25 protein-coding genes and 1 riboswitch are annotated in these 26,991 nt (G+C 66.5%); of the genes, 11 read left to right on the plus strand and 14 right to left on the minus strand.

From position 1 onward, the window contains the following. Window positions 1-164 precede the first annotated feature (164 nt). Window positions 165-1,361: a DUF885 domain-containing protein gene (locus ACQP1T_RS06530; RefSeq protein WP_433759033.1), complete on the plus strand. Its 1,197-nt coding sequence runs from the start codon at window positions 165-167 to the stop codon at window positions 1,359-1,361. 117 nt (window positions 1,362-1,478) lie between these two features. Here the strand turns inward: ACQP1T_RS06530 and ACQP1T_RS06535 are convergent, their stop codons facing one another. Next, a complete protein-coding gene (locus tag ACQP1T_RS06535; protein WP_433759034.1) occupies window positions 1,479-1,928 on the minus strand; it encodes a nitroreductase family deazaflavin-dependent oxidoreductase in 450 nt (149 codons plus the stop codon). Window positions 1,929-1,941: 13 nt separating this feature from the next. Then, window positions 1,942-2,388, minus strand: coding sequence for a PaaI family thioesterase (locus ACQP1T_RS06540; protein WP_433759035.1), 447 nt, complete (start codon window positions 2,386-2,388; stop codon window positions 1,942-1,944). Window positions 2,389-2,485: 97 nt separating this feature from the next. On the opposite strand from ACQP1T_RS06540, the gene ACQP1T_RS06545 reads away from it, so the two are divergent. Both ACQP1T_RS06545 and glyA read left to right on the plus strand, forming a co-directional pair. Next, window positions 2,486-3,055 carry a TetR/AcrR family transcriptional regulator gene (locus tag ACQP1T_RS06545; protein WP_433759036.1) on the plus strand — a complete coding sequence of 190 codons (570 nt, stop codon included), beginning with the start codon at window positions 2,486-2,488 and terminating at the stop codon, window positions 3,053-3,055. A gap of 34 nt (window positions 3,056-3,089) precedes the next feature. After that, window positions 3,090-3,174, plus strand: a riboswitch (ZMP/ZTP riboswitch). Between the two features lie 114 nt (window positions 3,175-3,288). Next, entirely contained in the window at window positions 3,289-4,584 is a 1,296-nt protein-coding gene (gene glyA, locus ACQP1T_RS06550; RefSeq protein ID WP_433762010.1) for a serine hydroxymethyltransferase, read from the plus strand. A gap of 553 nt (window positions 4,585-5,137) precedes the next feature. On the opposite strand, the gene ACQP1T_RS06555 is transcribed toward glyA, so the two are convergent. From ACQP1T_RS06555 to ACQP1T_RS06565, 3 genes are all read right to left on the minus strand, one after another. Then, window positions 5,138-5,878: an ESX secretion-associated protein EspG gene (locus ACQP1T_RS06555; RefSeq protein ID WP_433759037.1), complete on the minus strand. Its 741-nt coding sequence runs from the start codon at window positions 5,876-5,878 to the stop codon at window positions 5,138-5,140. Continuing rightward, window positions 5,875-8,547, minus strand: a complete 2,673-nt coding sequence (locus ACQP1T_RS06560) for a hypothetical protein (RefSeq protein ID WP_433759038.1) — start codon at window positions 8,545-8,547, stop codon at window positions 5,875-5,877. Before ACQP1T_RS06560 ends, ACQP1T_RS06555 begins: the two co-directional genes overlap by 4 nt. A gap of 136 nt (window positions 8,548-8,683) precedes the next feature. Further along, window positions 8,684-9,877, minus strand: a complete 1,194-nt coding sequence (locus tag ACQP1T_RS06565) for an FAD-dependent monooxygenase (RefSeq protein WP_433759039.1) — start codon at window positions 9,875-9,877, stop codon at window positions 8,684-8,686. A 111-nt stretch (window positions 9,878-9,988) separates the two neighbouring features. Here ACQP1T_RS06565 and ACQP1T_RS06570 point away from each other — a divergent pair, with 111 nt between their 5' ends. Both ACQP1T_RS06570 and ACQP1T_RS06575 read left to right on the plus strand, forming a co-directional pair. Next, window positions 9,989-10,735: a TetR/AcrR family transcriptional regulator gene (locus ACQP1T_RS06570; protein WP_433759040.1), complete on the plus strand. Its 747-nt coding sequence runs from the start codon at window positions 9,989-9,991 to the stop codon at window positions 10,733-10,735. A gap of 17 nt (window positions 10,736-10,752) precedes the next feature. Beyond that, on the plus strand, window positions 10,753-11,172 hold the full coding sequence (locus ACQP1T_RS06575) for a limonene-1,2-epoxide hydrolase family protein (RefSeq protein ID WP_433759041.1): 420 nt from the start codon (window positions 10,753-10,755) through the stop codon (window positions 11,170-11,172). Window positions 11,173-11,279: 107 nt separating this feature from the next. Here the strand turns inward: ACQP1T_RS06575 and ACQP1T_RS06580 are convergent, their stop codons facing one another. Beyond that, window positions 11,280-11,552 (minus strand): hypothetical protein, encoded by a 273-nt coding sequence (locus tag ACQP1T_RS06580; protein WP_063036470.1) that lies wholly within the window; start codon window positions 11,550-11,552, stop codon window positions 11,280-11,282. Window positions 11,553-11,728: 176 nt separating this feature from the next. Between ACQP1T_RS06580 and tnpB the strand changes: the two genes are divergently transcribed. The 4 genes from tnpB to ACQP1T_RS06600 all read left to right on the plus strand — a co-directional run bounded on the left by tnpB (window position 11,729) and on the right by ACQP1T_RS06600 (window position 16,559). After that, a complete protein-coding gene (gene tnpB, locus ACQP1T_RS06585) occupies window positions 11,729-13,231 on the plus strand; it encodes an IS607 family element RNA-guided endonuclease TnpB (protein ID WP_433759042.1) in 1,503 nt (500 codons plus the stop codon). Window positions 13,232-13,416: 185 nt separating this feature from the next. Next, window positions 13,417-14,811, plus strand: coding sequence for a PhoH family protein (locus tag ACQP1T_RS06590; protein ID WP_433759043.1), 1,395 nt, complete (start codon window positions 13,417-13,419; stop codon window positions 14,809-14,811). A 186-nt stretch (window positions 14,812-14,997) separates the two neighbouring features. Continuing rightward, complete coding sequence (locus ACQP1T_RS06595) at window positions 14,998-15,540, plus strand: LGFP repeat-containing protein (RefSeq protein ID WP_433759044.1); 543 nt, start codon at window positions 14,998-15,000, stop codon at window positions 15,538-15,540. 149 nt (window positions 15,541-15,689) lie between these two features. After that, window positions 15,690-16,559 (plus strand): acyl-ACP desaturase, encoded by an 870-nt coding sequence (locus tag ACQP1T_RS06600; protein WP_433759045.1) that lies wholly within the window; start codon window positions 15,690-15,692, stop codon window positions 16,557-16,559. A gap of 45 nt (window positions 16,560-16,604) precedes the next feature. On the opposite strand, the gene ACQP1T_RS06605 is transcribed toward ACQP1T_RS06600, so the two are convergent. From ACQP1T_RS06605 to glpX, 3 genes are all read right to left on the minus strand, one after another. After that, window positions 16,605-18,011: a class II fumarate hydratase gene (locus ACQP1T_RS06605; protein WP_433759046.1), complete on the minus strand. Its 1,407-nt coding sequence runs from the start codon at window positions 18,009-18,011 to the stop codon at window positions 16,605-16,607. A gap of 206 nt (window positions 18,012-18,217) precedes the next feature. Then, window positions 18,218-18,781: a YbhB/YbcL family Raf kinase inhibitor-like protein gene (locus ACQP1T_RS06610; protein WP_433759047.1), complete on the minus strand. Its 564-nt coding sequence runs from the start codon at window positions 18,779-18,781 to the stop codon at window positions 18,218-18,220. A gap of 116 nt (window positions 18,782-18,897) precedes the next feature. Next, complete coding sequence (gene glpX / locus ACQP1T_RS06615; protein WP_433759048.1) at window positions 18,898-19,941, minus strand: class II fructose-bisphosphatase; 1,044 nt, start codon at window positions 19,939-19,941, stop codon at window positions 18,898-18,900. 166 nt (window positions 19,942-20,107) lie between these two features. Here glpX and ACQP1T_RS06620 point away from each other — a divergent pair, with 166 nt between their 5' ends. Continuing rightward, window positions 20,108-20,674 carry a DUF4245 domain-containing protein gene (locus ACQP1T_RS06620; RefSeq protein WP_433759050.1) on the plus strand — a complete coding sequence of 189 codons (567 nt, stop codon included), beginning with the start codon at window positions 20,108-20,110 and terminating at the stop codon, window positions 20,672-20,674. Between the two features lie 32 nt (window positions 20,675-20,706). On the opposite strand, the gene ACQP1T_RS06625 is transcribed toward ACQP1T_RS06620, so the two are convergent. Genes ACQP1T_RS06625 through ACQP1T_RS06635 form a run of 3 tightly spaced genes read right to left on the minus strand, consistent with a single transcriptional unit; the run spans window position 20,707 to window position 22,906 of the window. After that, a complete protein-coding gene (locus ACQP1T_RS06625) occupies window positions 20,707-20,949 on the minus strand; it encodes an exodeoxyribonuclease VII small subunit (RefSeq protein ID WP_433759051.1) in 243 nt (80 codons plus the stop codon). Between the two features lie 2 nt (window positions 20,950-20,951). Continuing rightward, window positions 20,952-22,283, minus strand: a complete 1,332-nt coding sequence (gene xseA / locus ACQP1T_RS06630) for an exodeoxyribonuclease VII large subunit (RefSeq protein WP_433759052.1) — start codon at window positions 22,281-22,283, stop codon at window positions 20,952-20,954. Then, a complete protein-coding gene (locus ACQP1T_RS06635; RefSeq protein ID WP_433759053.1) occupies window positions 22,280-22,906 on the minus strand; it encodes a lipid droplet-associated protein in 627 nt (208 codons plus the stop codon). The genes xseA and ACQP1T_RS06635 overlap by 4 nt, the downstream gene beginning before the upstream one ends. A gap of 157 nt (window positions 22,907-23,063) precedes the next feature. Between ACQP1T_RS06635 and ACQP1T_RS06640 the strand changes: the two genes are divergently transcribed. Continuing rightward, a complete protein-coding gene (locus ACQP1T_RS06640) occupies window positions 23,064-24,074 on the plus strand; it encodes a 4-hydroxy-3-methylbut-2-enyl diphosphate reductase (RefSeq protein WP_433759054.1) in 1,011 nt (336 codons plus the stop codon). A gap of 679 nt (window positions 24,075-24,753) precedes the next feature. Here the strand turns inward: ACQP1T_RS06640 and ACQP1T_RS06645 are convergent. Together ACQP1T_RS06645 and ACQP1T_RS06650 are read right to left on the minus strand one after the other, a co-directional pair. Continuing rightward, complete coding sequence (locus ACQP1T_RS06645; protein ID WP_433759055.1) at window positions 24,754-25,746, minus strand: DUF6542 domain-containing protein; 993 nt, start codon at window positions 25,744-25,746, stop codon at window positions 24,754-24,756. Window positions 25,747-25,802: 56 nt separating this feature from the next. After that, window positions 25,803-26,960 carry a DNA recombination protein RmuC gene (locus ACQP1T_RS06650; RefSeq protein WP_433759056.1) on the minus strand — a complete coding sequence of 386 codons (1,158 nt, stop codon included), beginning with the start codon at window positions 26,958-26,960 and terminating at the stop codon, window positions 25,803-25,805. Window positions 26,961-26,991: the final 31 nt, after the last annotated feature.

Genomic DNA, 26,991 nt, shown 5'->3' on the forward strand with positions numbered 1-26,991 from the left:
CGTTCAGACAAACACGCATACGTCGCGCGCCGACTGTATGAGATTCGGTCCAGCTCTCGCATAGCCGAATTCTGCTCTGCGTCAACATCGTGTGAAACGCGGGGTGCCGATACGGGGTGGTAACCGGTCGATGACATGGCCGTCAGCGGCTAATGTCGGCGGACATGGAAGCGCATCCCCTCGTGACCGAGTACCTGCGGCTCGGCTTGGCATTCGACCGGCTCGAGGAAGGTTTCGTCGACGCCTATACCGGTGATCCGGCGCTGCGCCGCGAGGTGGAGAACGCGCCCGCACCCGAGCCGCGCGAGTTGGCGCGGCGGGCGGCGGCCTTGCGTGCGGAACTGCCCGCGGCCGGACTGCCGCGGCAGCGGACCGAATTCCTCGATGTGCACCTGCGCGCGCTGGAATGCTCGGGTCGCAAGTTCGCGGGTGACGACATCGGATTCATCGACGAGGTGCGCGCGTACTTCGATGTCGATATCGCACCCGGTGATGTCGAGGACTACCGCGACGCGCACCGCCTGATGGACGAGGTGCTGCCCGGTGACGGACCACTCGCCGAGCGGGTGACCGCATTCCGCAAGGCTGATGAGATTCCGCCGGAGCGGTTGAGTGTGTGCGTCGAGGCGTTCTCCGGTGCGCTGCGGGAACGGGTGCGCGAGCGTTATCCGCTGCCCGACCATGAGCATGTGACCTATGAGGTGGTGGGGGATAAGCCCTGGTCCGGCTTCAATTACTACCTGGGCAACTACCACTCGCGGGTGGCGATCAACTCCGATCTCAAACAACATATGGCGCATCTGCCCGGCCTCATCGCGCACGAGGCCTATCCGGGACATCACACCGAACACTGCCGCAAGGAGGCCGGTCTGATCGCGAACGGCCAGGCCGAGCAGACACTGTTCCTGGTGAACACCCCGCAGTGCCTGATGGCGGAGGGACTGGCGGATCTGGCGCTGCGCTCGATCGTCGGAGCCGGTTGGGGCAAGTGGGCGCAGGAGATCTACGCCGATCTGGGTCTGCGTTTCGAAGGTGAACGCGCCGAAGAGCTTTCGAATGCCTCGGCGAAGTTGCTCGGGGTCAGGCAGGACGCCGCACTGCTGTTGCACGATCGGCGCCGCGATGCCGATGAGGTCGCCGAATTCCTGCAGCGCTGGGGCCTGACCACCCAGGAACGCGCCCGCCAATCCCTGCGCTTCCTGTCCTCACCGCTCTGGCGCGCCTACATCAGCACCTACGTCGAGGGCTACCGCCTGCTCGGCAGCTGGTTGGACCGCGCCGTCGACGCCGACGACCGCGCCGACCGTTTCCGCCGCCTCCTCGACGAACCCCTCACCCCCGGCGCCCTCCGCGCGATGTGATCACTGGATGACGGCGCAGCCGCCGCCTCGGCCGCCCAGCGAACGCGCCCCGTGCGACGGGTATGCACTTGGATACTGCGCTCTCGCGTGCCCCGTTCGGCGAGCGTGAATGCGTCCTCAGCCTGCGGTGAAGGTGATGCGGACCGAGATTGGGTCGGATTCCAACGCCTTGATCGTCCAGGCCGTGGCCGATTCGGCGGCGCTGCCCTTGGCGAAGGACCTGGCGCGGGCGACCACATCGTCATCGGGGACGAATGCCGCGGTTCCGGTGTACCAGCGCTTGCCCTGACGCAGCCGGACCTGCGGGTTCGCCGCGATATTGCGGGCCCAGCCCGCGCGGTGGCCGTGCTGGGAGATCAGCCATGCGCCCTCGTCATCGATCGAAACCGTGACCGGCACGCGACGCGGCTGACCCGATTTCGCGCCGATGGTCTCCAACTCGGCGAGCATCGAGGAGCGGACGCCGATCCGATCGAGCAGTCCGACAGCGGGATTGGCGAGATAGCGCCCGATGAATCGTTCCCGACGAAACTTGCGCGCGGCGGCTTCAGTGGTGCGTCGACTCATGACTCGCGCTCCCTCAGCGGAAGATGACGCAGGTCGTGGAGCCGTGCGCGACCAACTTGCCCTGCTCGTCCACGACGCGGCCCTCGGCGGTCGCGGTGGTGCGGCCGACGTGGATGGTGGTGCCGGTCGCGATCAGGCGACGGCCGTCGGTGGGTACCGCGCGGATGTAGTTGATCTTCAGTTCCAGCGTGGTGTAGCCCACACCGGCATCGAGCGTGGTGTGCACCGCACAGCCCATCACCGAATCGAGCAGGGTGGCGCAGATGCCGCCGTGTGTGGTGCCGAGTGGATTGGCGAAATCGGCCCGGGTCCGCAGTCCGAAGACCGCCTTGCCGAACTCGAGTTCCTCGACCTCCATGCCGAGCAGATCGCCGATGAACGGCGGCCGCTCGTCGGTCGTCATCGCGGTGCGCAGTAGTTCGAGTCCGGAAAGTTGCGCCAGATCGGTCGGTGCACTCATGAAAATCCGTCCTTTCGATGAACCGATCGGTTCACATCTGTCATGATTGGAGCATGGACCGATCGGTTCACGCAAGCAATGGGCGAGGAGGATGGCCATGACCCCGGGGCCGCGCGACCGATTGATCGAGAGCGCCATCGATCTGGTGCGCGAACAGGGCGTGCACGCCGCCGGGCTCGCCGCCCTGCTGGAACGCGGCCGGGCCTCCCGTAACTCGCTCTACCAGCACTTTCCATCCGGCAAGAGCGAGCTGGTCGAGGTCGCGACCAAAACCGCCGGTGAACGCCTCGCCGCGGTGATGGACAAGATCACCGGGTCCGGAACCGCCGAGCAGTGGATCGCCGCGCTCATCGGATGGTGGCAGCGCACACTCGAAAAGTCCGCGTTCACCGCTGGCTGCCCGATCGTCGGCGCCGCACTTGCCGAATCCGAACCGCGGGTGCAGGCCGCCGCGGGCACCGTGTTCACCGATTGGACCGATCAGCTCGCGAACGGCTTGCGCGACAAGGGTTTATCGGCCGAGCAGGCGCGGTCGCTGGCCGGATTCGTCATCAGTGCGCTAGAGGGCGCCATCATTCAATCCCGGGCGCTGAAATCGACCCGGCCGCTCGACGACGCGCAAGTCCACCTCACCGCCTTGTTGCGGTCCGCTGTACTCGGGGCTTGACGGGTCTCGGCTCGTCGCCGACCCCTGGATAAGATGACGGGACCGCGACTGGCGCACTCGAGGTGGAAGCAACCACCGGGAAGCACCCTCGCCCCGCACCGCGCGCCTGGGTGCCGGGCTCATGGGCCTTGGGGTGCGCACTCCTTGGCACCAGGACCACGGAGGTTGCGATGCATACCGAGACACAGAACCCCCTGATCGGCGCGGCGCGGACGGCCAATAGACTCGACCGGGTGACGCAGACGACCGCCTCTGTCAATACCCAATCCCTTGGTGAGCTCGATCCGGAGCTCGCTGCCGCGATGGCAGGCGAACTCGCCCGCGAACGCGACACCCTCGAGATGATCGCCTCGGAAAACTTCGTGCCGCGCGCCGTGCTGCAGGCGCAGGGCAGCGTGCTCACCAACAAGTACGCGGAGGGCTACCCGGGCCGTCGCTACTACGGTGGCTGCGAGCACGTCGACGTCGTCGAGACCCTCGCCCGCGATCGCGCCAAGGAACTCTTCGGCGCCGAATTCGCCAACGTGCAGCCGCATTCCGGCGCGCAGGCGAATGCCGCGGTGCTGATGGCGCTGATGGAGCCGGGCGACCGACTGCTCGGCCTCGACCTCGCGCACGGCGGTCACCTCACCCACGGCATGCGGCTGAACTTCTCCGGCAAGCTCTACGAGGTGCACTCCTACGGAGTCAGCAAGGAAGACCACCGCATCGATATGGAGGAGCTGCGCAAGACCGCGCTCAGCTCGCGCCCGAAGGTGATCGTCGCCGGTTGGTCCGCCTACCCGCGGCACCAGGACTTCGCGGCGTTCCGGGAGATCGCCGATGAGGTCGGCGCGAAGCTGTGGGTCGATATGGCGCACTTCGCCGGTCTGGTCGCGGCCGGTCTGCATCCCTCGCCGGTGCCCTACGCCGATGTGGTGTCCTCCACCGTGCACAAGACCCTCGGTGGTCCGCGCTCCGGGCTGATCCTGGCCAAGCAGGAGTACGCCAAGAAGCTCAACAGCTCGGTGTTCCCCGGTCAGCAGGGCGGCCCGCTCATGCATGTGATCGCCGCGAAGGCCGTCGCGTTCAAGATCGCGGCGAGCGCCGAATTCAAGGAGCGTCAGGAGCGCACCCTGTCCGGTGCGAAGATTCTGGCCGAGCGGCTCGGCGGCGCGGATGTCAAGGACAAGGGCATCAGCGTGCTCACCGGCGGCACCGATGTGCACCTGGTGCTCGTCGACCTGCGCAACTCCGAGATCGACGGTCAGCAGGGCGAGGATCTGCTGCACGAAATCGGAATCACGGTGAACCGCAATGCCGTTCCGTTCGATCCGCGCCCGCCGATGGTCACCTCCGGCCTGCGCATCGGCACCGCCGCGCTGGCCACCCGTGGCTTCGGGGATGCCGAGTTCACCGAGGTCGCCGACATCATCGCCACCGCACTGGCGGGGGGTTCCGATGTCGATGCGCTGCGTGCTCGCGTCACCAAGCTGGCTCGGGAGCTGCCGCTCTACAACGGCCTCGAGGATTGGCATCTGCTCGGCTGAGCCTGTCTTCGCCTGGGAATCCGGCTGCGGTTCGCTCGGGTTCCCAGGCGAATTCGTTTGGGGGAGTTCCTTGCGTCGAAGGACTCGGCCCGCTGAGCTACTCATGCGTGCATCGGCCGGGGATGTATTCGAAGCCTGATCGAACCCACCCGCGCGAGAGCTGCTATGCGCACGGTGTTCCGTGGCGGCCCGCTATCGGCAGCAGGCGGTTCGGGACGGTGTCACCTCCGCGAAATATCTTGTCGCGCAATCGATCACCTTATCTGTGCCTGTCGCAGACCCAGTGACTACCTCGCACAAGGTATAGCCTGTGTGAGGTAGTCACTGAGTATGCGACAGCGCTGAGTGCGCCGAGTTCGGTTCGGCGGCAGGAGGATTCAGAGTGATGGCGGCCGCGGTGTAGGCGTATGGTTGGCCGTGTCGTCGCGGTGTAGCAGGTATTGGTAGTCGCTGTCGGTGAGCGGATTTCCCTCGACGTTGTAGAAGTGCCAGCGGACGGGGGATGTGGGTGGTGCTGTCTCGGTCCTCCTCGGCCCTGCTCCGCTCGTGAGTCCTATTGGTCGACGCGGGCTTTGGCTCGGACGATGGAGTCGTCGAGGTAGCGGATGATGTCGGTGCTGGTGCATGGGCGGATCATGAGGGCGCGGTTGGCAGGGACTTCGCAGTAGCGGCCGGCCTTGGTGTCGATCCAGCGGAGTTTTCCGGTGCGCAGGGGTTCGGCATTGCGAGGACCGACCAGAACGGTGACAGCGCCGCTGGTGTCGCAGGGTTGGCGCCAGAAGCGGCGATAGCGATCCTGGATGGCGCGGGCGGGGGAGTTGCCGAAGGGGTCGGGGCGGTCGTCGTTGAGATCGTCTAGGAGATAACTCTTTTCGGCAGCGGTGCCGGGTGCGGGATCGGGGAGCAGGCGGATCAGTTCGGTGGCGAGTTGGTCGATGCGGACGCGACGCAGCCGAACCTTGCCGCCATCCGGGGCGGGCGCCTGCAGCGCGATGACGCCCGGTCCGGTGCGAGTGGCGCAGCCGATGGCACGCAGTTCGATCCCGCCGCGAGTGTTATCGATGCCGAACAGTTCGATGCGCCACTCGGGTTCGGCGAGCACCCCGATCGCGCGCCGCAGCGACGCATTGTCTTCACGGGCCAGCTCGGCACAGAATTGCCGCTGGTAGGCGCGATATTCGTGGAGCAAGGGAAAACGGCTGGTGAAGCGAAACGGAAAGGGCATGCGGTCCAGGCCGGTGCCGAACCAGGCCGCCGCGAACTGCTCGGCAGACAAGGTCCACTGCGTCATCATTGCGCCCCGAGCACGGGCGGCACGGTCTTCTCCACCTCGCCGACGAGCTCTTCACCGTGCTCCTCAGTACGCAGGTACTTAGCAGACCTGTGTTCACCATCCTCGCCCAGTCGCCCACGCGCGCCTCGCGGAAACATCCCGGAGTATCCGGAAGCACCCGTCGCCTCTACCCCGCTCGGCGTACCGCTGGTCGGCTGAGTCGCCATCGCTCCCACTGCGGTGCCCTGCACCGACTGACCACCCCCCGGAGCCTCGCCGATGTTCGGCGCCCCACCAGGATGCGCACGATCGGGACTGTGCGAATTGCCAGGATCGACCGCGTTGTCGAGACTGGCGGCGATATTGGGACTGTGCGCACTGCCGGGACTGGGCGCGCTGCTGAGACTGCCCGCATTGTCGGAATCGGGTGCATTGCCGGGGCTGGCCGCATCGTCGGGACCGGCCGCGTTGCCTGGACCGGCCGCGCTGTCGGGATTGGCCGCACTGTCGGGATTGGCCGCACTGTCGGGACTGCCCGCATTGTCGGAATCGGGTGCATTGCCGGGGCTGGCCGCATCGTCGGGACCGGCCGCGTTGCCTGGACCGGCCGCGCTGTCGGGATTGGCCGCACTGTCGGGACTGGCCGCACTGTCGGGATCGGGCGCGTTGCCGGGATCGGGCGCATCGTCGGGACTGGCCGCGCTGTCGGGATTGGCCGCACTATCGGGATTGGCCGCGTTGTCGGGACCGGTCGCACTGTCGAGACCGGGTGCATTGCCGAGACCGGCCGCGTTGCCGGGACTGGCCGCACTGTCGAGACCGGTCGCACTGTCGAGACCGGTCGCGTTGCCGGGATCGGTCGCGTTGCCGGGATCGGTGGCGTTGCGGAGACTGGCCGCGTTGTGGGGACTGGCCGCGTTGTCGGGACTGGCCGCGTTGCCGGGACTGGCCGCGTTGCCGAGACGAGTCGCACTGTCGGGACTGGCCGCGTTGCCGGGACTGGCCGCACTGTCGAGACCGGTCGCACTGTCGGGACTGGCCGCGTTGCGGAGACTGGCCGCGTTGTGGGGACTGGCCGTGTTGCCGAGACGAGCCGCGTTGCCGGGACCGGCGGCATCGCCGGGACTGTGCGCACTGCCGGGGGTCGCGTTGCCGTGGCCGGGCGCGTTGCCGAGACCGAGGGTACTGCCGGGGCCGGGCGTACTGCCGGTGCCGGGCGTACTGCCAGGACTGGCCGTGCCGCCTGGGCCGGGCGCATTGCCGAGACTGGGCCCATTGCCTGGACTGGGCGTGCTGCCGAGACTGGCGGCACTTCCGGGACCCAGTGAGGTACCGGTCGAGGGTGAGGTCCCCGGCGGGATTCCGGTCGATGGGCCGGTGGTTGGTGAGGCCTGTGTGGCAGCCGTCGGCGGGACGGTGGTATTCGAGGAAGTAGGGGTGTCCACGGCTGGGGTGGTCGGCGGTCCGCTAACGGGGGGCGACGAAATAGATTGCGGAGCAACGGCTTCGGCTTTGTCTGTTTGCTTTACATTACCCGGATCCCCGCTCTTACCGGTGCCCTCCGCCGTGCCTGTATCCCCAGCCGCGCCGGTGCCCTCGGCGCCCCTTGTTCCCCCCGCCTTGCCGGAGTCTCCAGTGTTCGTCGCGGTGCCGGTTTCCCCAGCCCCGCCGGGTACCTCCGCGCTACTCGTTCCCAATGCCTTGTCGGCTTCACCAGTCCCGCCAGCGTCCTCGGGCTTACCCGTTCCCCCTGCCTTGCCGGAGTCGCCGGCCTCGCCAGTGTCTCCCGCCGTGCCGGTTTCCGCAGTCCCGCCGGTGTCCTCGGCCTGACCCGTCGCCGTGCCGGAGTCTCCGGCTCTGCCAGTGACCGCCGCTATACCCGTTCCCCCAGCCCCGCTGGTGCCCTCCGCGCTCCCCGTTCCTCCTGCCTTGCCGGAACCCGCAGCCCCGCCGGGGTCCTCGGCCTTACCCGTTTCCCCTGCCTTGCCGGAGTCGCCGGCCTTGCCAGTGTCTTCCGCCGTGCCGGTCTCCCCAGCCCCACCAGCACCTTCCGCGCTACTCGTCCCCAATGCGTTGCCGGAATCACCAGTCCCGCCAGTGTCCTCGGCCTTACCCGCTCCCCCTGCCCGGCCAGACTCCCCACTCCCTCCCGCCGAACCCCAAGGAACCACCCCCGACACCCCAGAAATCGGATCAACCGGCGGCGGCAAAGTCGGAATCGCCAGCGCCGCAATCCCATAAGGCTGGACATAAAACCTACTCATATCGTCCCGAGCCTGCTCCTCCCGCGAATTTCGCAGCTCAGGCCCTCGCGAACCCTCCGAGCTGGTAACCACCGGCGGCACCGCCACCTTGAATCGCCCCGCCGCACTCCCCGCCGCCGACAGTGGCGTCGACTGCTGATCCAGTGACTCACCCAACTCACCGACCCGCGCGGCATACTCGCGAATGCCGCGCACCGCTCGGTCTGCCGCCGCGCCCTCCCAATGTTGGTCCACCGCTTGCTTGATCGCGGTTTCGAACTGCTGTCCGGCCTTGGTCACCGCCGCCGCGATGGTGGCCCAGGCATCGAACGCACCGGCCAGTCCGTCCGGATTCATCTGGTCGGCTGCTTGTTTGATCTCCGCGTGTGAAAAGTTCTGCGCGTTCTCGGGATTGGTGATCGCGCGGCCGTCCATTTGTGCTGTCATGGCCGAGCCAGCCCCTTCCGTCAGTGCCGTCTGACCCTATAGACGCGCTCGACCCCGCCCTGGTTCCATCGAAACGCAGCCGATTCCGCCGCACCAGACCATCCGGTTCCGCTGAAGGGTGCCGACGGTACCGATGTCAGTTCGCATCGGCGGCCGCGACCAGTGCCGGGTAGTCCGGCAGCTCGATGGTCTTGACGTTGTCGGTCATTTTCACCATCTTGTCGAACATCCACGAGTGCAGGAACCAGTTGCGGAACTTGATGCCGAGCGCGGTCTTCGGCGCGAAGAAGCGGCCCGCATTGCTGTAGTCCACGAGTTTGCCGAGCGAGTGCATGAGCTCGTCGTAGCGCCGGAAGGCCATCCGGTAGTCGCCGTCGGCGAGCGCGAGTTCACCGGCCACGATGTAGGCGCCCTGCACCGCGAGTCCGGTTCCGAAGCCGCCCATGGTGTTTCCGTAGCCCGAATCGCCGACCAACGCGACCCGCCCCCGGCTGTAACTCTTCATCTTGCGCACCATGCTGATCGAGTCCAGGAAGAAGTCGTCGAACTCCGCCATTTCGGCGAGCATGCGCGGCGCCTCCCAGCCGACCTCGGCGAACGTCTTCTCGACGATGTGTCGCTGCGCGTCGATGTCGTCACGAGCGTAGTCGAGTTCGGGCGAGGCGAAGATGTAGAGCTGCTGTGCCTTCGAGCCGCCGGTGATGACGCATTTGCCCGGCTCGTTGTAGCCGTATGCCGTCATCCGCTCGGGGGTGCCCTCGGATTTGGTCGCCCACGGGCTCGCACCGGCGACGCAGTAGTAGTGGCCGAGGTGCTTGACGAATTCCTTTTCCGGTCCGAACGCCAGACGCCGTACCCGTGAATGGATGCCATCGGCGCCGAAGACCAGATCGAAACTGCGCGGTACGCCTTTCTCGAATTCGACCCACACACCGTCGTCGGTCTCGGTCAGCGCGCTGATCGAGTCGCCGAATACGTATTCGCAATCCTGGTAGGTCTTTTCGTACATGATCCGCGCCAGATCCCCGCGCAGGATCTCCACGTCGCCGCCGGTGAAATCGCCGGAGATGAGCGCCTGCTGCTCGCCATTGCCGTCGACGATCGCGATATCGGTGGTGCCGGTGCGGTGCGCGTAGATCTCGTCCAGGATGCCCATCTGCTCGAGCACCCTGTGGTGCGTTTCGCCGGTGAAGTCGACGGCCTGTCCGCCGGGTCGCAGTTGCGGCGCGCGCTCGACCACCGTAACGGCGAATCCGTAGCGGTTCAGCCAGTAGGCGAGTGCGGGGCCGGCAATGCTCGCGCCGGAGATGAGAACGGTCTTGTTGCGCATGATGTCTCCCGAGTCAGTATCTGCGTCCAGTGGAATCTGTATCCGCCGGACACGAATTAGAGTATGGTGGACACAGTTACTTGTCAACACGCGATGCGTAAGGATGTGGAAATGCCTGCACCGACCACCGTCGAACTGCTCTGGGGCACCCAGCAGCGACCCAAGCGCGGACCCAAGCCCGCGCTGTCGCTGGAGGGGATCGTCGCGGAGGCCATCGCGCTCGCCGATGCCGAAGGACTGGCGAATCTGTCCATGCAGCGCTTGGCCGAGCGCCTCGGCTTCACCAAGATGTCGCTGTACCGGTACGTGCCGGGCAAGGAGCAGCTCACCGCGCTGATGGTGGATGCCGCGATGGGCGAGCCGCCGGATGTGGTTGCGGCGCAACACGATTCCGATGAGAAGCCGTGGCGGGCCGGGCTGCGTCGCTGGGCCGAGACGATCTTCGAGCGCTACAGCGCACACCCCTGGTCGATCACTCTGACCATCGGCGTGCGCGCGATCGGCCCCAATGAAATGGGCTGGATGAACGCCGCGTTGACCGCACTCGACGGCACCGGTTTGACCGGACCCGAGCGGCTGGACACCATCGTGCTGCTCAACGGACACATCCGCAGCATCGTGCAGCAGGTGACAACCGAGGGACGTCAGGAGACGGCACAGCAGATCGCGGGCCAGTTCGCCGAGATGATGGCCGCCGCCGGTGACCGGTTTCCGCTGGTCTCGGCTGCTTTCGCCGAGGAAGCCGCCGCCACCGGCGGACCACCGGCGATCGACGGCCCCGGCGATGCGCTCAGCTTCGGCATCGACCGAATTCTCGATGGTCTAGGTGTCCTCATCGCGGACCGCCGCCGACCCTAGCGGCTTAGGCTCAGTGCATGACCGACGAACTGGAACTCGAGCAGGACGTGATCACCACGGTGCGGGAGTTCTTCGCCGCACTCGAGATCGGTGCGGTGGAGGAGGCACTGGACCTCCTGCACCCCGATGTCGTCTGGAAGAACACCTCACTTCCGACGGTCGGCGGCGGCCTCACGCGCAAGATCCTGCGCGGGCTGAACCGCGACACCATCGGCTTCGCGGCCGAAATGCATCACATCGCCGCCGACGGCGACTTCGTGCTGACCGACCGCACCGACATCCTGCGCGTCGGCCCGCTGCGGATCGCGTTCTGGGTCTGCGGCACCTTCGAACTGAGTGACGGCCGAATCATCCTGTGGCACGACCACTTCAGCTGGGAGAACTTCCTGCGCGGTACCGCCGTCGGACTCTTGCGCGCCGCGCTGCCTCGCCGCTGACCCCCACTCGGCTGGTCGCGACGGTAGTCGAATCGTGGCTCCGGGCTGCCGCGACAGCCGCCACTTCGACTATTGTCGGCGCCCTCGTCGAGCGCTGGGTGCGGAACTCAGGTGTGCTTGGCCAAGTACTCGAGGTAATAGGGACGCAGGACCTCGGCGATCTTGCCGTCGCCCGCGTGGATGTAGTCGTCGATCATCGGCAGCACGTATTTGATATCGGCCTCGCTCTCGCCGAGATTGCCCGCGGCGGCCTCGGCGGCCGGAATCGACTTCAGTAGCCGCCACAGATATTTGATGTCGCCGCGTCGCGCCGCGAGCCGGACCGCACGGTCGTGCAGTTCCTTGGACGACAGCTTCTCCAACTCCTCGTTACCGGCCATACCTGCGACTCTATCGCTCCGACACCGACCCTTTCGAGTGTCACCAGCGGTTGGATTCTGAGTTGTCTGGCGGTTTGTATTGCTTGGTTGAGTTGTCTCTGTGCGGGGTGGATAGTGTTGGCGTGTCGGGTGTCCGGGTTTGCTGTGTCGCGCCCGGGTTGCTCAGCCTCGAACATGTGAGCGAATTGGAGTCCTTGTCCGCGCTGTCCGGTCCGGTGACGGATCTGATGGTGCAGGCCTATCGTTTCGCGTTGGAACCGACGTTCGATCAGGAGCAGTTGTTGCGGTCCCATTGCGGGGCAGCGCGTTTCGCCTACAACTGGGGCCTGCGTAGAGTGCTGGCCAACTGGAATCAGCGTAAGGCGGAAGCCTCTTACGGCGTTCCCGACGACGAGTTGACCCCGTGGATGGAGCTGTCTGCCTACGGTCTGCGTAAGGCGTGGAACGCGGAGACGGATCGGATCGCGCCGTGGTGGCGTGAGAACAGCAAGGAGGCCTACGCGTCGGGGCTGGCGCGGCTGGCCAAGGCGTTCGCCAACCATGCGGCCTCCAGGCGGGGGACCCGGCCGGGGCCGAGGATGGGTGTGCCGCGCCGAAGGAAGAAGTGTGCGCGCCAATCGTTTACCGTCACCACCGGTTCCTATGGTCTCGGTGAGTGTTCTCGTCGGGTGAGGATTCCGCGGGTCGGGTCTGTGCGCACCGGCGAATCGACACGGAAACTGAGGCGGCGCTTGTCGAACGGGACCGCACGGCTCGGGTCGATGACGATCACGCACCGGGGTGGGCGCTGGTGGGTGTCGCTCACCGTCCACGTTCAGCGCCACGACCAGCCCCCGGCTCGCTCTCACGCTCGGATCGGTGTGGACGTGGGGGTGAAAACCCTTGCTGTCCTCTCGCAGAGGGTGCCCGGTGTCACCGATACCGAGGCAAGGGTGCCTAATCCGCGGCACTACCAGCGGGTGCAGCGGCAACGGAGGCGCTTGGCCCGGGCCTGTGCTCGCCGCCGTGGACCCGACCGCAAACATGGGGTATCGCCGTCGAAACGCTGGCTGAAGGTCAACGCCCGAGGCGCGCGGCTCGAGTGGCGGGTGGCGGCGATGCGCCGCGACGGACTGCACAAGCTCAACGCTGCGCTGGCCGCCCGCTATGGCATCGTCGTCGTGGAAGACCTCAATGTCGCGGGCATGCTGAAGAATCGGCGTCTGGCCAAGCACATCGCCGACGCAGGATTCGGTGAGTTGCGGCGACAGCTCGACTACAAGACCCGCCGCCACGGAGGCAGGCTGGTGGTCGCGGATCGGTTCTATCCGAGCTCCAAAACCTGCTCGGCGTGTGGTTCGGTGAAAGCCAAGCTGACCCTGTCCGAGCGGTTGTTCGTCTGCGATCGGTGCCCTCTGGTGCTGGATCGTGATCTCAACGCTGCCCGGAATCTGGCGGTGTTGGCGTCCACGCAGAGTTGCGGCGGGACGGTAAACATGCCCGATGGAAACCGTGTAAGGCCCGGCATGCCGGGCGGTGGTATCGCCACGGGAAGACCCGAAACCATGGTTGCGGGCCAACCCTGCCGGAGCAATCCAGCAGGTCACGGAACACAAAGCAACACACCCCGTGAACGGTTAACGACAAATTCACGGACACGCCTACCTGTGCCCGAGCGAAGACCGGCCAGTCGGCGGTAGCGTCGTTGGTGCGGGCCGCGTTGTTGTGGCTCGTACGGGAGGTCCTGAACCGTGACTGAGCTACTCAGTACGAGAGGGCCGGCACCCGGCCCTCTGGGCATCTGACGCAAGTCGGATCCCATCAGGACGGACCGGTCCAGCGAGATCGTTCGTGCGGGTGCCGCGCGAACATAAAGGAGCCCACCGTGACTGCTGCACGCTCCGTTCCCGCTCCCTCGGCGCACTCCAGCTCCGCGAAAGGCGAAGCCGCCGCGAAGGGGGCCCGCCCCTCGCATTCCCAGAATTCCGGTGCCAAATCCTTCGTCATCGACACCTCGGTCCTACTGTCGGATCCCTGGGCTTTCACCAGGTTCGGCGAAAACGATGTCGTATTACCGCTGGTCGTGATCAGCGAACTCGAAGGTAAGCGCCACCATCACGAACTGGGCTGGTTCGCGCGGGAAGCCCTGCGCAACCTCGACGATCTGCGTCTGCAGCACGGCAGGCTGGATCAGCAGGTGCCGATCGGCACCGAGGGCGGAACGCTGCAGGTGGAACTCAACCACACCGACCCCGCGGTACTTCCGGTCGGATTCCGCACCGACACCAATGACTCCCGCATCCTGGCCTGTGCGCTCAATCTGGCGGCCGAGGGCCGTCAGGTAGTGCTGGTGTCCAAGGACATTCCCTTGCGCGTCAAGGCGAGTGCGGTGGGTTTGCACGCCGACGAATACCACGCCCAGGACGTGGTGACCTCCGGCTGGTCCGGAATGGTGGAGGTGGATGTCTCCAAAACGCAGATCGATCAGCTCTACGCCGAGACCGCGATCGATCTGGACGAGGCGCGGGAACTGCCGTGCCACACCGGAATCCGGTTGCTCGGCGCAAGCTCCAGCGCCCTGGGTCGGGTCACGCCGGACAAGCGGGTGCAGTTGGTGCGTGAACGCGAGGCGTTCGGACTGCACGGCCGCTCGGCCGAACAGCGCATCGCACTGGATCTGCTGTTGGACGAGAGCGTCGGCATCGTCTCGCTCGGCGGGCGGGCCGGTACCGGCAAGTCGGCGCTGGCCCTGACGGCCGGTTTGGAGGCGGTGCTGGAGCGTCGCACACAACGCAAGGTGGTGGTGTTTCGTCCGCTGTACGCGGTCGGTGGGCAGGATCTCGGCTATCTGCCGGGATCGGAGAGCGAGAAGATGGGCCCGTGGGCGCAGGCCGTCTTCGACACGCTCGACGGGTTGGCCAGTCGCGAGGTGATGGAGGAGGTGCTCAGCCGCGACATGTTGGAAGTCTTGCCGCTCACCCACATTCGCGGTCGCTCGCTACACGATTCGTTCGTGATCGTGGACGAGGCGCAGTCGCTGGAGCGCAATGTGCTGCTGACGGTGCTCAGCCGACTGGGCACCGGATCGCGGGTGGTGCTCACCCACGATGTGGCCCAGCGCGACAACCTAAGGGTCGGTCGGCATGACGGTGTCGCCGCGGTGATCGAAAAGCTCAAGGGGCACCCGCTTTTCGCGCACATCACACTGACCCGTAGCGAACGGTCGCCGATCGCGGCGCTGGTCACCGAGATGTTGGAGGAGTACGGCCCGAGTGCATAGCGGATAGTGGCAACTATCCAGCGTGTGTTTCCAATCACAATCAGGCGGGTAATATCCGCGTGATACCTGTTCAGCAGCGGCCCGGCGAGTCTCTATCGATTCGCCGGGCCGTTGCAGGACATCGGCCTAGGCTACGCGCGACGTCACCGTGTCCGCGGTGGCATCGGTAGAGCCACTTTCGAGAGGATGGAAATGCACCACTTCGCTCGACGAACGGCTGGATTCACCGCCGTCACCGCGGCCGCAGCACTGCTGCTGGCCACCGGCTGCGGCAATGACGACGACAAGGACAAGAACTCCGTCGCGTCCCTGACGGCGACTTCGGCGGCACCGCACGGCGAGGAGCGCCGGTCCGGCGCGGCGGAGGAGACCAAGATCGCTACGCAGGGCGGCGATATCACCGTCTCCGGCATCATCTTCGACAAGTACGTGCAGTCGGGCGGCCCGAGCGGTCCGCTCGGCGCTCCGCTGCGGGAGGATGAGGACACCCCCAACGACGGCGAGTGGCAGGACTTCACCGGTGGGGCGATCGTCTGGAGCAAGGACAACGGCGCGCATATCGTCTGGGGCGAAATCCGTAAGGCGTGGGAAGACAACGGCGGCGTCGGCGGCAAGCTCGGCTATCCGACCAGCGACGAGAAGGACATCCCCGGCGGCAAGCAGAGCGATTTCGTCGGCGGCACCATTACCTGGGTGGACGGCACTACGACCGTTACGCCGAAGTCCTGATCCGCACCGGCGTCCGGGCGCTCACATGCCATTATTGGTGAGTGCTCGCGGTTCGCTCGAAAGAGCTGGTGCTTGTACGCTCGGACGCCGGTACCGATTCCCTATTCGTAGATCCCCGCATCGCGGGGCCCAGCCGCTAGGTTGTGCTAGTGCAAACTCTCTTGACCGATCGCGAACTGCTCGCGTCCCTCGCCGATGAGGTGGAGCTGAATCTGCGCCGCCACATCGCCGCCGCCGACGGCTGGCAGCCGCACGATTATGTGCCGTGGGACGACGGCCGCAACTTCGGCTTCCTCGGCGGAATCGATTGGGAGCCGGAGCAGTCCGAGTTGAGCGAGACCGCCAAGCTGGCGCTGACGGTCAGCGTGCTCATCGCGGACAACCTGCCCTCGTACCATCGCGAGGTCGGCAAGTACCTGCGCACCGGGTCATGGTGGCGCTGGGTCGGCCGGTGGACGGCCGAGGAGAACCGGCACGAGATCATGATTCGCAACTACCTCATGGTCACCCGGTCGGTCGACCCGGTGCAGTTGGAGCGGTTGCGGATGGACCAGATGACCAAGGGCTTCCGGCGTCCCGCACTACACCTACTCGACGTGCTCGCCACCTGCGCGTTCGAGGAGGCGGCCGCCGCCATCCGGCATCGCAACACCGCTGCGCTCGGGGAGAACAAGATGGTCACCGCCATCGCCGAGCGGATCGCGCTGGACGATGAATTGCAGTCGATCTTCTTCGCCGACCTGGTCACCGCGGCGTTCGGCATCGCACCGGATCAGACGATGCGCGCCATCGCCGACAGCGTCGCGCGGTTCGAGGTGCCGTCGGTGACATTGTCCGATGGGCGCAGCAGCGACGATGTACTCGCCGAGGCGGGCATCTACGACCGTGCCAAGGAAAACGAATTGGTCTTCGGTCCGCTGCTGGAGCGGTGGGAGTTCTTCACCCGCACCGATATCGGTGCGGACGGTGCGAAGGCGCGGGCGGAACTCGCGCATCTGCGGGCTGGGTCGCTGGCCTGATTCTCGAGGCCGGTCGGCGCACGGTTCGTGCGCCGACCGGTTCTTTTACTTTCCGTCCTCGACCCTGGCCATCGACAACACATCAAGGCGGCGGTCGAGTTCCTCCAGGGTCAGCTTCTCGTCGAGCAGACCGCGATCGATCACGGTCTGGCGGATGGTCTTCTTCTGCTTCAGTGCCTCTTTCGCGACCGCGGCCGCCTCTTCGTAACCAATGGCGGAATTCAGCGGCGTCACGATCGACGGTGACGATTCCGCGAGGGTGCGCAGATGATCCTCATTGGCGACCAGTCCGCGAATGCACTTATCGGCGAACAGCCGGGACACGTTGGCGAGCAGTCGAATCGACTCGAGCAGATTGCGCGCCATCACCGGGATGTAGACATTCAACTCGAATGCGCCGCTCGCACCGGAGAAGGCGACCGCCGCGTCATTGCCGATCACCTGCGCGGCCACCTGCGTAACCGCCTCGGGCAGTACCGGATTCACCTTGCCGGGCATGATCGAACTACCGGGCTGCAGATCGGGCAACTGGAGCTCGCCGAGACCGGTCAGTGGGCCCGAACCCATCCAGCGAATGTCATTGGCGATCTTGGTGAGGCTCACCGCGATGGTGCGCAGCGCGCCGGACGCCTCCACCAGACCGTCACGGGCGGCCTGCGCCTCGAAGTGGTCCTTGGCCTCGGAGAGTGCATCGATATCGGTCGACAGCACCAGTTCGGCAACGACTTTCGCGCCGAAACCGGCGGGCGCGTTGAGACCGGTGCCGACCGCGGTACCGCCGATGGGCAGTTCACCGAGCCGTGGCAGCGCCGCCATCATGCGTTCGATACTCGCCGCGACCTGGCGGGTGTAGCCGCCGAACTCCTGGCCGAGGGTCACCGGCACGGCATCCATCAGATGGGTGCGGCCGGACTTCACGACGGTGCGCCATTCGGTCGACTTGTCCAGCAGCGCCAGCCGCAGATGGTCCAGCGCCGGGATCAGGTCTTTGATCGCGGCCTCGGTGGCGGCGAGATGGGTCGCGGTGGGGAAGGTGTCGTTCGACGACTGCGACATATTGACGTCGTCGTTCGGGTGCACGCTCACGCCATTGGCCTTGGCGATCGAGGCGATCACCTCGTTGGCGTTCATATTCGAGCTGGTGCCCGAGCCGGTCTGGAAGACATCGATCGGGAACTGGTCGTCGTGCAGGCCCTCGGCGATCTCATTCGCCGCGGCGATAATCGCATCCGCCTTGGCCGGATCGAGCAGTCCCAGATCCTTGTTCACCTTGGCGCACGCCGCCTTGAGCAGGCCGAGCGCCCGGATCTGCGCGCGTTCCAACCCGCGCCCGCTGATCGGAAAGTTCTCTACCGCCCGCTGGGTCTGCGCCCGCCACAACGCGTGCACGGGAACCCGAACTTCCCCCATGGTGTCGTGCTCGATCCGGTACTGCGTCTCCTCGGTCGTCATAATTCCGACCCTATGCCGCATACGCCCGCCGTGGGGCTGCCACGCCTGAGGCGATTCGCACAGCACACGCGGCGTCGCCGTCGGGAATAAGGCGATGGGGTCGACGACAACTTACCTGGAAGGCGAGTCCGAAGTGCTGATGCGCTGGCTGGATGAGCGCCCTGATACGCCAGGGGTTGCCTGGGCCCTGGGCGAGATCGACTTGTTCACGGCCGTTCGTAGAATCCATCGATCCGCCCACGGGCGACTGCCTTTGCGGTGGAGCAGACTTCGCGGGGTTTCGCGTCCGTGGCAGGCTTGCCACCAACGGTGTCGATCGGCTCGGGAAGGGCGAAGAGCTGGAAGGCGTAGCGGTGTGGTCCGTGTCCTTTGATCGGGGCCGGACCCAGGTAACCGCGGCCGAAGCCGGAGCGGAGGATGTGAACGCCTGGCGCGGGATCGTCGGCGCGCAGCGCGTCCTGTGGCAGTTCGGTGAGGGTCGGTTCCAGCAGCGCCACGCAATGCACGAACGGCAATCCCATTGGTGCGTCCGGATCTTCGACCACCAGGAGAAGTTGGGCGGTACCGTCGGGAACGGTCCATGCGAGCGCGGGGGATGCGTCTCGGCCACCGATCCGCTTGGACGCGTGCACCTTTGGTAGTGGCGACTCATGGCTGAAATCCGCACTGGTGACTTCGAAGGTCGCGTCGGCGGCGAGGTTCGGCAGATGCCAGGCGAGGCCCTGCTCTCCGGCGCGGCGGTTCTTCAGCAGCTTCCCGATGATTGCCAACGGATCTCCTTGGTCTACTGGGGATTCCGGAGCTTACCGTCGTGGAACGAGCACCGCACATGCCGAAAGATCGAGCCCGATCCGAAACGGACCGGGCTCGACGCAATTCGAGAAGATCAGGGCATCGGCGGCACCGCATCCTCGTCGCCGACGAAATCGACCGAGGAGTATTCGCGGAGCTTGGTGAGCCGGTGGTAGGCGTCGATCATGCGGACGGTGCCGGACTTGGAGCGCATGACGATGGACTCGGTGGAGGCGCCACCGGGGAAATAGCGGACGCCGCGTAGTAGGTCGCCGTCGGTGACGCCGGTCGCGCAGAAGAAGACATTGTCGCCCGCGACCAGGTCATTGGTGGTGAGGATGCGGCTGAGATCGTGGCCGGCGTCGATGGCCTTCTGACGTTCCTCGTCGTCCTTCGGGGCGAGCATGCCCTGGAGTTCGCCGCCCATACAGCGCATCGCGGCGGCGGCGATGATGCCTTCGGGGGTGCCGCCGATGCCGACCAGGATGTCGGTGCCGGAGTCGGGGCGCGCGCAGGCGATGGCGCCCGCGACGTCACCGTCGGAGATCAGGCGGATGCGCGCGCCCGCGTCGCGGACCTGCTGGATCAATTCCGCGTGGCGCGGCCGGTCCAGGATGCAGACGGTGAGATCGGACTTCGACAGGCTCTTGGCCTTGGCAACCCGGCTGATGTTCTCGCCGATCGGGGCGGAGATATCGATCACGCCCGCCGCATCGGGTCCGACCGCGATCTTGTGCATGTAGAACACCGCGGACGGGTCGAACATCGCGCCGCGCTCGGCGACCGCCAGCACCGCGATGGCGCCCGGCGAACCCTTCGACATCAGGGTGGTGCCGTCGATCGGGTCGACCGCGAAGTCGACCTCGGGACCGGTGCCGTCGCCGACCAGTTCACCGTTGTAGAGCATGGGCGCTTCGTCCTTCTCGCCCTCACCGATGACCACGATGCCGCGCATGGAAACGGAGCTGACCAGCTGCCGCATGGCGTCGACGGCCGCACCGTCGCCACCTTCCTTATCGCCGCGGCCGACCCAGCGACCCGCGGCCATCGCACCGGCCTCGGTGACCCGGACCAGTTCGAGCGCGAGGTTGCGGTCCGGTGCCTCGCGGCGGCTGGGTGCGGGCGAAGATGCCGTCATTACGGTGTGCCTCCTACGGTCGTTGCTACCGCTGATTCTCTCAGAAGCGCGACCGTTCCCGATCAGGTACTACCCGTAGCGATTGCTTGCCGGTCGCTCGAAAAGGTCGGCCAGATCTCGGACCACCTGGGGACGAGCGTGCCGACCGGGCGTGGATACTGGGAACGTGTCGTACCAAAAACCACGCATTCTCAACGACTACCGGGATCTGTTCTGGTCACTGATCCCGTTGGTACTGATCGCCGTGGTCTTCGCCGGACTCGCCAGCCAGTGCAGTTTCGCGGGGAAAGGGCCGACGCAGGGGCAGATTCCGCACTTCGACGTGACTGCCGCGCTCACCAACGACGCGAAGACGATGCCTTTCCCGATCCGCAATCCGAGCCTGCCCGAACACTGGACCCCGAACTCGGGTAGCCGCGACACGATCACCACCACCGGCGGCGGGCCGGTCAGCACTGTTGGTTTCATCACACCGCAGGGCACCTATATGCGGATGAGCCAGAGCAGTGCGACCGAGGAGGCGCTGTCGCGCTTCGTACTCGGCTCCCGCTACGGCACCGGCACCGAGCAGGTAGGCGACCAGAAGTGGGTCGTCTACGCCGAACAGGGTTCCGAGACGGCGTGGATCGCCGACTTCGGCCAGTCCCGAGTACTGATCACCGGTGCGGGCAACCACGCCGCGTTCACCACGCTGGCTGCGGCTATAGATGCGGCTCAGCCGCTAAAGCGCTAGCGGCTCGCCCGAACGGGTGGAGCGGCGGATGGTCATTCGTCGCTTTCGAGGTCGGTGCGCGAGAGCGCGTTCTCGACCCGCTGACGTGCGCCCGCCAGATGTTCCTCGCAGCGGGTGGCCAACGCTTCGCCGCGCTCCCACAGCGCGAGGGATTCGTCCAGGTCGAGGCCGCCCTGTTCGAGCATTTTGACGACGTTGACCAATTCGTCGCGGGCGCGTTCGTAGCCGAAGGTGGAGATCTCGGCCAGCTCCTCGTCCTTGCCGGGGTCGGCCAAGGTCAGTTCCTCCCTGTGTCGGTCTTGCCCAATGCTCGGGTACCGAGCGCCTGTGTACCCAGCGCGGCGGCGGAAATGGCGCCGTCGGCGACCCGGATCCGCAGCTGACTGCCCGTGGGCGCGTCCTCGATCGACCGGACCACATGCCGCTCGCTACCGCTGACGCGCTGCACGACAGCGTAGCCACGGGCCAGCGTCGCGGCCGGACCAACCGCAGTGAGTTTTTCGCGCAGGTGCCGGGTTGCGGTGGTTTCGGTGCCGATCAGATGTTCGGCGGTGCGGCGGGCGGCGGTGCGCAGGCGTTCGATCTCGTCGTAGCGGCGGTCGATTTCACGCAGCGGGTCGGCCAGCACCGGCCGCGAACGCAGCTGGGCCAAGGCCCTGGTCTCGCGGTCGACCCAGCCGCGCAGTGCGGCGGCGGCGCGGGCGCGCATATCGCGGACCCCGGCCAGTTCGGCGGCCGCATCGGGCACGATGCGCTTGGCGGCGTCGGTGGGGGTCGCGGCGCGCAGGTCGGCGACCAGATCACACAGCGGGTTATCGGGTTCGTGTCCGATCGCGCTGACGATCGGTGTGGTCGCGGCGACGATCGCGCGGCACAGCGTCTCATCGGAGAACGGCAGCAGATCCTCGACACTGCCACCGCCGCGGGCCAGCACGATGACCTCGACGGTCGGATCGCGATCGAGTCCGGTCAGCGCCTGCACCATTTGCGGCACCGCGCTCGGCCCCTGCACCGCCGTATTGCGGATTTCGAAACGCACTGCGGGCCAACGATTTCGGGCCACGGTCAGCACATCGCGCTCGGCGGCGCTGGCTCGGCCGGTGATCAGGCCGATTGTCTTGGGCAGGAACGGGATCGGCCGCTTCAGCCGGGGATCGAATAGTCCCTCCGCGACGAGCAATGCCTTCAACCGTTCGATGCGGGCCAGCAGTTCACCGATGCCGACCGGGCGAATCTCCATGGCGCGCAAGGAAATCGTGCCGCGACCGGTGAAGAACGCCAGCTTGCCGTAGACCACAACCCGGCTGCCCTCTTGCAGCGGGACGGTGGAGCGGCGGATGAGATCCGGATGACAGGTCACCGACAGCGACATATCGGCGGCGGTATCGCGCAATACCAGGAATGCGGTGCTGGTGCCGGGACGCAGATTGATCTGGGTGATCTGGCCCTCAACCCAGATGCTGCCCAGCCGATCGATCCACTGCGCGACCTTGATGGCGACCGAACGCACCGGCCACGGGTGTTCGGCGGAGTTGGCGGGAGCCGCTCGGTCGGGTTGGCCGGCGGATTCCCGGCCAACCGTCGACGAAGACGCCGGGGGTTCCGTCATTGAGCCCGCACGGTGGCGATCCGGTTCGTCAGCATGGTCACGAACGGCGCCCTGGCACGCGTGCGCTGTTCGTACTCGAGCAGCGCGTTCAGGTCCTCGACCGTCAGCATGCGCAGGCGGGCGCGCAGCTGGGCCAGGGTCATATTGGCGTAGTCGTAGCGGGTGGCCACCTCGGGCTCGACGATCTCGGGTTCGGGCTCCGGCTGGGGTTCGGGGGCCTCGGCAACCTCGGTTTCCGGTACGGCGATGGTCTGCACCGGGGTGGAGTGACCATTGGTCTCACCGACGCGGGCGGCATCGGCGGCGAAGTCGGTCGGTTCGTCCTCGGCGTACAGGTCGAAACGGCTGGCGCGGGCGGGTGCGGTGAACTCCGGCTCGGTGTCCTCGTCGAAGGTGGCCCAGTCGGGCTGCTCGACCGGGGTGTTCGTGAGACGGTCGAATACGCCGTCGCCCTTGAGGGCGAGGCTGGTCACGAACTGCTGGACGTGCATGGTGGTCTGCAGCATCTGGCTGATCGCGGTGATCGGGAAATTCATTGCGGCAGTTGGTAGCCGACGGGTTTCTTCGATGGCGTATACGGCGGCGCCGGCGGCGACCCGGGCCAGGAACGGTGGTCGAAACATGCTCCTAGCCTGCCCGATACGGGATGTTATGCAAAGCACTGGTGTCACAGACACATTGTCCTGCATCATCCGGGCTGGATTCTCGCCCGGCGCGAGTGTGTCGAGAACGACCTGACCGGCCGCCCGACATCCATCGGCCGCACGTAAGCTGAGGGGCATGTCTTCGGCCATCCCTTTGAACGTCGGAATCGCCAGCTCGGCCGGTTCCGGATCCGTCGATGCCGATGGTGGTAAGCGCGTGCTGCTAGCCGAACCGCGCGGCTACTGCGCGGGTGTGGACCGCGCGGTCGAGACGGTGGAGAAGGCGCTCGAGAAGCACGGCGCGCCGATCTACGTGCGCAAGGAGATCGTGCACAACCGCCACGTGGTGGAGACGCTGCGTGAGCGGGGTGTGATCTTCGTCGACGAGACCGATGAGGTGCCCGAGGGCGCGTTGGTCGTGTTCTCCGCGCACGGTGTCTCACCCGCGGTGCACGAGTCGGCGGCTGCGCGCAATCTGCGCACGATCGATGCGACCTGCCCACTGGTGACCAAGGTGCATCAGGAGGCCAAGCGCTTCGCCCGTGACGACTACGACATTCTGCTGATCGGTCACGAGGGGCACGAAGAGGTCGAAGGCACCGCGGGGGAGGCGCCCGAGCATGTGCAGCTGGTCGACGGCCCGGATGCTGTCGACCGGGTCACGGTGCGCGACGAGTCCAAGGTGATCTGGCTCTCCCAGACCACGCTCAGCGTCGACGAGACCATGGAGACGGTGCAGCGGCTGCGCCAGCGTTTTCCGGGACTGCAGGATCCGCCGAGCGACGATATCTGCTACGCCACCCAGAACCGCCAGGTAGCGGTCAAGGCGATGGCGCCGGAATGCGACCTGGTGATCGTGGTCGGCTCGCGCAACTCGTCGAATTCGGTGCGTTTGGTCGAGGTCGCGCTCAACGCGGGCGCGAAGGCCGCATACCTGGTGGACTACGCCCGCGAGGTCGACCCGGCATGGCTGGCCGGTGTGCGCACCGTCGGCATCACCTCCGGTGCGTCCGTGCCCGACATTCTGGTGCGTGGTGTGCTGGATATGTTGGCGGAGCACGGTTTCGGTGAAGTGCAGCCGGTCACGACCGCCAACGAGACATTGGTATTCGCACTGCCTCGGGAGCTGCGCGCGTCGCGTCGGTGAGCTGCGCTGCGGTTTCCGGGCTTCGCGTCTGGGCGCTGCGTGGTTCGCGACGTTGAGCTGCGCCGTCGGCTTCAAGCAACGCCGTATCAGCGCTGCGCCGGGTGCTGTGTTTGTGTTGTTGAGCTGCGCCATCGACCTTCACACCGCCAGGAACCTGATCACCTCGTCGGGGTTGGTGTCGAGCAGATCCTGATGCACCCGCTACGGCACACACGGCAACGACATCGGTTCGCACGTGTCGCCCGAACTGGGAACGGCGCGGGCAACCCTGCCGCAGGGCCGCGCTGTGCCGCCTTGACGGCGCCTCCCGGCGGCTCTGTGCAGCGTTGATATCGGCTTCCTACCAGTGCTGTGCGTTTGTGCCACTGAGTCGCCAACAGCCTTCGAGGCAGCGCGCGGAACGCTGCGCTGCGGTGGTGCCTGCGGTGGTGCCTGCGGTGGTGCCTGCGGTGGTGCCTGCGGTGGTGCCTGCGGTGGTGCCTGCGGTGGTGCCTGCGGTGGTGCCTGCGGTGGTGGCTGCGGCGTGCTGAAGGGGGTGGGCCGGGTGCGTGTCTGGCCAAGGTTGTCGAGCCGGGCAGCGGTATTCCAGGGAGTGATGCGGTCGCAGTCGCGGTCGGTATGCACGCGGATGTGACAGTGGGGGGGCTAGTCCCGTCGAGTAGCTGCCGCTTCGGTGCGGTTAGAGGTTTTCCGGCCGACGGCGCTCGGTGCGGCTCGAATCACGTTCGCGGTAGCGGACATTGGGCTGCGGGTGTGGCGGCGGGGCTTCCCCGCGCCGCCTGGTCGCGGCGGCCCGGGGCGAATCACCCTCGGCCCGAGGGGTTGCCGCAGTGGAGCGCGCCGCTCGGCTCGGTTCGGCCTCGCTTCGGGCCGTGGCCGGGCGGGCGGCTCGGCTCGGTTCGGCCTCGCTTCGACCCGCGGCCGTGGCCGGGCGGGCCGCACGGGTGCTCGATCGACGCTCGCGGCTCGGGCGTTCGTCACCCTCGGCCCGTTTCGCGGCGCCGCCGACGCGCGGCGGGGTATTTGCTACTTCCGAACTCCCGCGCCGGCTCGGGCGCGGCAGATGCAGGTCGGTATCGAGGTCGGCGGTATCGACCTGCGGGCGGCGGGTGCGGCGGCGCGCGGCATCGGCGAGCGAACCGCGGTCGCCGCGCTCGGACCTGGTGCGTTTGGGTGCGCTGCTGCGGCCCCAGCTGGTGCCGCGGCGGGATTCGTCGGCGCGTCCGGCGGCTTCCTCGCGCCTGTGTAGCAGGATCCGCCCGGCGCCGATGGCCAGCACCAGCACGGTTGCCAGCGCCATGATCGGGAAGCGATTGACCAGCGGGATCGCCAGATTCAGCAGGATGTCCTTGAGGCCGGTGGAAGCATGACCGATCAGCTGCTGATAAGCCAGCGGCACCGCGACGAACAGCAACAGCGGCGGCAGCACCATCGTCGTGAAGAGCCCGCGATAGCGAACGGCGAGCACCGCCGCGACGCAGCCCAGGACGTACAACGTGTTGAACGTCCCGGTCAGCTCGTTGTTCTCGCCGTGGGCATCGATCAGGAACCCCAAAAACGTGCACGCCACCGCGATCAGAACCGCCGCCCCGGCCGGAATACCCGGCACCGAGGGCAGGATCGAACGATGCGGCGCGGGCACCCGGGTTCGCACACGTTGGGAAGCAGCCACACCATGACACTAACTGCCGCCGCGCTCGGCGGCGTTACGGCACGGCCGTCGCAGGGCTAATCGTCGGCGTCGGCGAAGCCGACGGCCCGCGGCAGTGAATCGACCCGGTGGATTGCCGGTACTTCCTGTTCGGCGATTTCAAGATCGTGGAGTTTGCGTGCGGTGACCATCACCCGCGACTCGACCGAGGCGACGGTGTAGTTGAAAGCGTCTACGGCCTTGCCGAGTTGCGCGCCGAGGCGATCCAGATGTCGTCCGGTCATGCCGAGCCGGTTGTAGAGCTCCCGACCCAATTGCTGAACGGTTGCCATATCGCGGGACAGCGCCTCTTGCCGCCAGCCGAAGGCGACCGTGCGCAGCAACGCGATCAAAGTCGTCGGAGTAGCGAGGATCACGTTGCGGCCGAATGCGTACTCGAGCAGGCCGGAATCGGTGGTCAGTGCGGCATCGAGGAATGGATCGCCCGGGACGAACAGCACGACGAACTCCGGCGCGGGATCGAAGGCCAGCCAATACGCCTTATCCGCCAGTTGATCGATATGGGCACGCAGATGTTTGGCATGGCGGCCGAGCAGTTCGGCGCGCTCGTCCGGGTCGTCGGACATGGTGGCATCCAGATAGGCGGTGAACGGCACCTTCGCGTCCACCACGATCTGCCTGCCGCCCGCGAGGTTGACCACGAGGTCCGGTCGCACCATGCCGGTGCGTTCGGTCGTGCCGTCGCTGCGCGCGGCCCGACTCACTTGGGTGTCGAAATCGCAGTGCCGGGTCATGCCCGCCAGTTCCACCACCCGCTCCAGCTGGATCTCGCCCCAGCGCCCGCGCACCTGCGGCGCGCGCAGTGCGGCCACCAGCTGACTGGTCTGGGTTGTGAGCTGATGTGACGTGCGCTGCATCCCCGCGACCTGTTCGCGCAGACTCGAATAGGCATTGATGCGATGGTGTTCGACCTGCTGAATGTGCTGGTTCAGCGCGCCGACGGCGTCGCGCAGCGGATCGACCATCGCGCCGATGGCATGCGAATGTCGGCGTGCCGCATCCTCATTCGCCGCCGTGAGCGATTGCCGCAGTAGCCGCTCGTTATCGGTGGCCGCGGCCAGTCTTGCCTCCGCGGCCGTCGCGCGCTGTCCGGCGCGCGCGGCATGCCCGAGCCAGCCGAGCCCCACCCCGGCGGCGAACACCAGCATCAGTGCGACGAGCATCGGTGCGGTCATAGCGCAGATAGTGCCGCATGGCACCGACAAG

Source organism: Nocardia sp. CA-135398, from assembly GCF_050955845.1.
Taxonomy (GTDB): Bacteria; Actinomycetota; Actinomycetes; order Mycobacteriales; family Mycobacteriaceae; genus Nocardia.

Coding starts and splice junctions, on each gene's coding strand:
- ACQP1T_RS06650 (WP_433759056.1), bottom strand. CDS start 26,960: ATGACCGCACCGATGCTCGTCGCACTGATGCTGGTGTTCGCCGCCGGG.
- ACQP1T_RS06535 (WP_433759034.1), bottom strand. CDS start 1,928: ATGAGTCGACGCACCACTGAAGCCGCCGCGCGCAAGTTTCGTCGGGAA.
- ACQP1T_RS06540 (WP_433759035.1), bottom strand. CDS start 2,388: ATGAGTGCACCGACCGATCTGGCGCAACTTTCCGGACTCGAACTACTG.
- ACQP1T_RS06545 (WP_433759036.1), top strand. CDS start 2,486: ATGACCCCGGGGCCGCGCGACCGATTGATCGAGAGCGCCATCGATCTG.
- xseA (WP_433759052.1), bottom strand. CDS start 22,283: ATGACGGAACCCCCGGCGTCTTCGTCGACGGTTGGCCGGGAATCCGCC.
- glpX (WP_433759048.1), bottom strand. CDS start 19,941: ATGACGGCATCTTCGCCCGCACCCAGCCGCCGCGAGGCACCGGACCGC.
- ACQP1T_RS06560 (WP_433759038.1), bottom strand. CDS start 8,547: ATGACAGCACAAATGGACGGCCGCGCGATCACCAATCCCGAGAACGCG.
- ACQP1T_RS06565 (WP_433759039.1), bottom strand. CDS start 9,877: ATGCGCAACAAGACCGTTCTCATCTCCGGCGCGAGCATTGCCGGCCCC.
- ACQP1T_RS06595 (WP_433759044.1), top strand. CDS start 14,998: ATGGAAATGCACCACTTCGCTCGACGAACGGCTGGATTCACCGCCGTC.
- ACQP1T_RS06635 (WP_433759053.1), bottom strand. CDS start 22,906: ATGTTTCGACCACCGTTCCTGGCCCGGGTCGCCGCCGGCGCCGCCGTA.
- ACQP1T_RS06555 (WP_433759037.1), bottom strand. CDS start 5,878: ATGATGACGCAGTGGACCTTGTCTGCCGAGCAGTTCGCGGCGGCCTGG.
- ACQP1T_RS06640 (WP_433759054.1), top strand. CDS start 23,064: ATGTCTTCGGCCATCCCTTTGAACGTCGGAATCGCCAGCTCGGCCGGT.
- ACQP1T_RS06575 (WP_433759041.1), top strand. CDS start 10,753: ATGACCGACGAACTGGAACTCGAGCAGGACGTGATCACCACGGTGCGG.
- ACQP1T_RS06530 (WP_433759033.1), top strand. CDS start 165: ATGGAAGCGCATCCCCTCGTGACCGAGTACCTGCGGCTCGGCTTGGCA.
- ACQP1T_RS06605 (WP_433759046.1), bottom strand. CDS start 18,011: ATGACGACCGAGGAGACGCAGTACCGGATCGAGCACGACACCATGGGG.
- ACQP1T_RS06580 (WP_063036470.1), bottom strand. CDS start 11,552: ATGGCCGGTAACGAGGAGTTGGAGAAGCTGTCGTCCAAGGAACTGCAC.
- ACQP1T_RS06570 (WP_433759040.1), top strand. CDS start 9,989: ATGCCTGCACCGACCACCGTCGAACTGCTCTGGGGCACCCAGCAGCGA.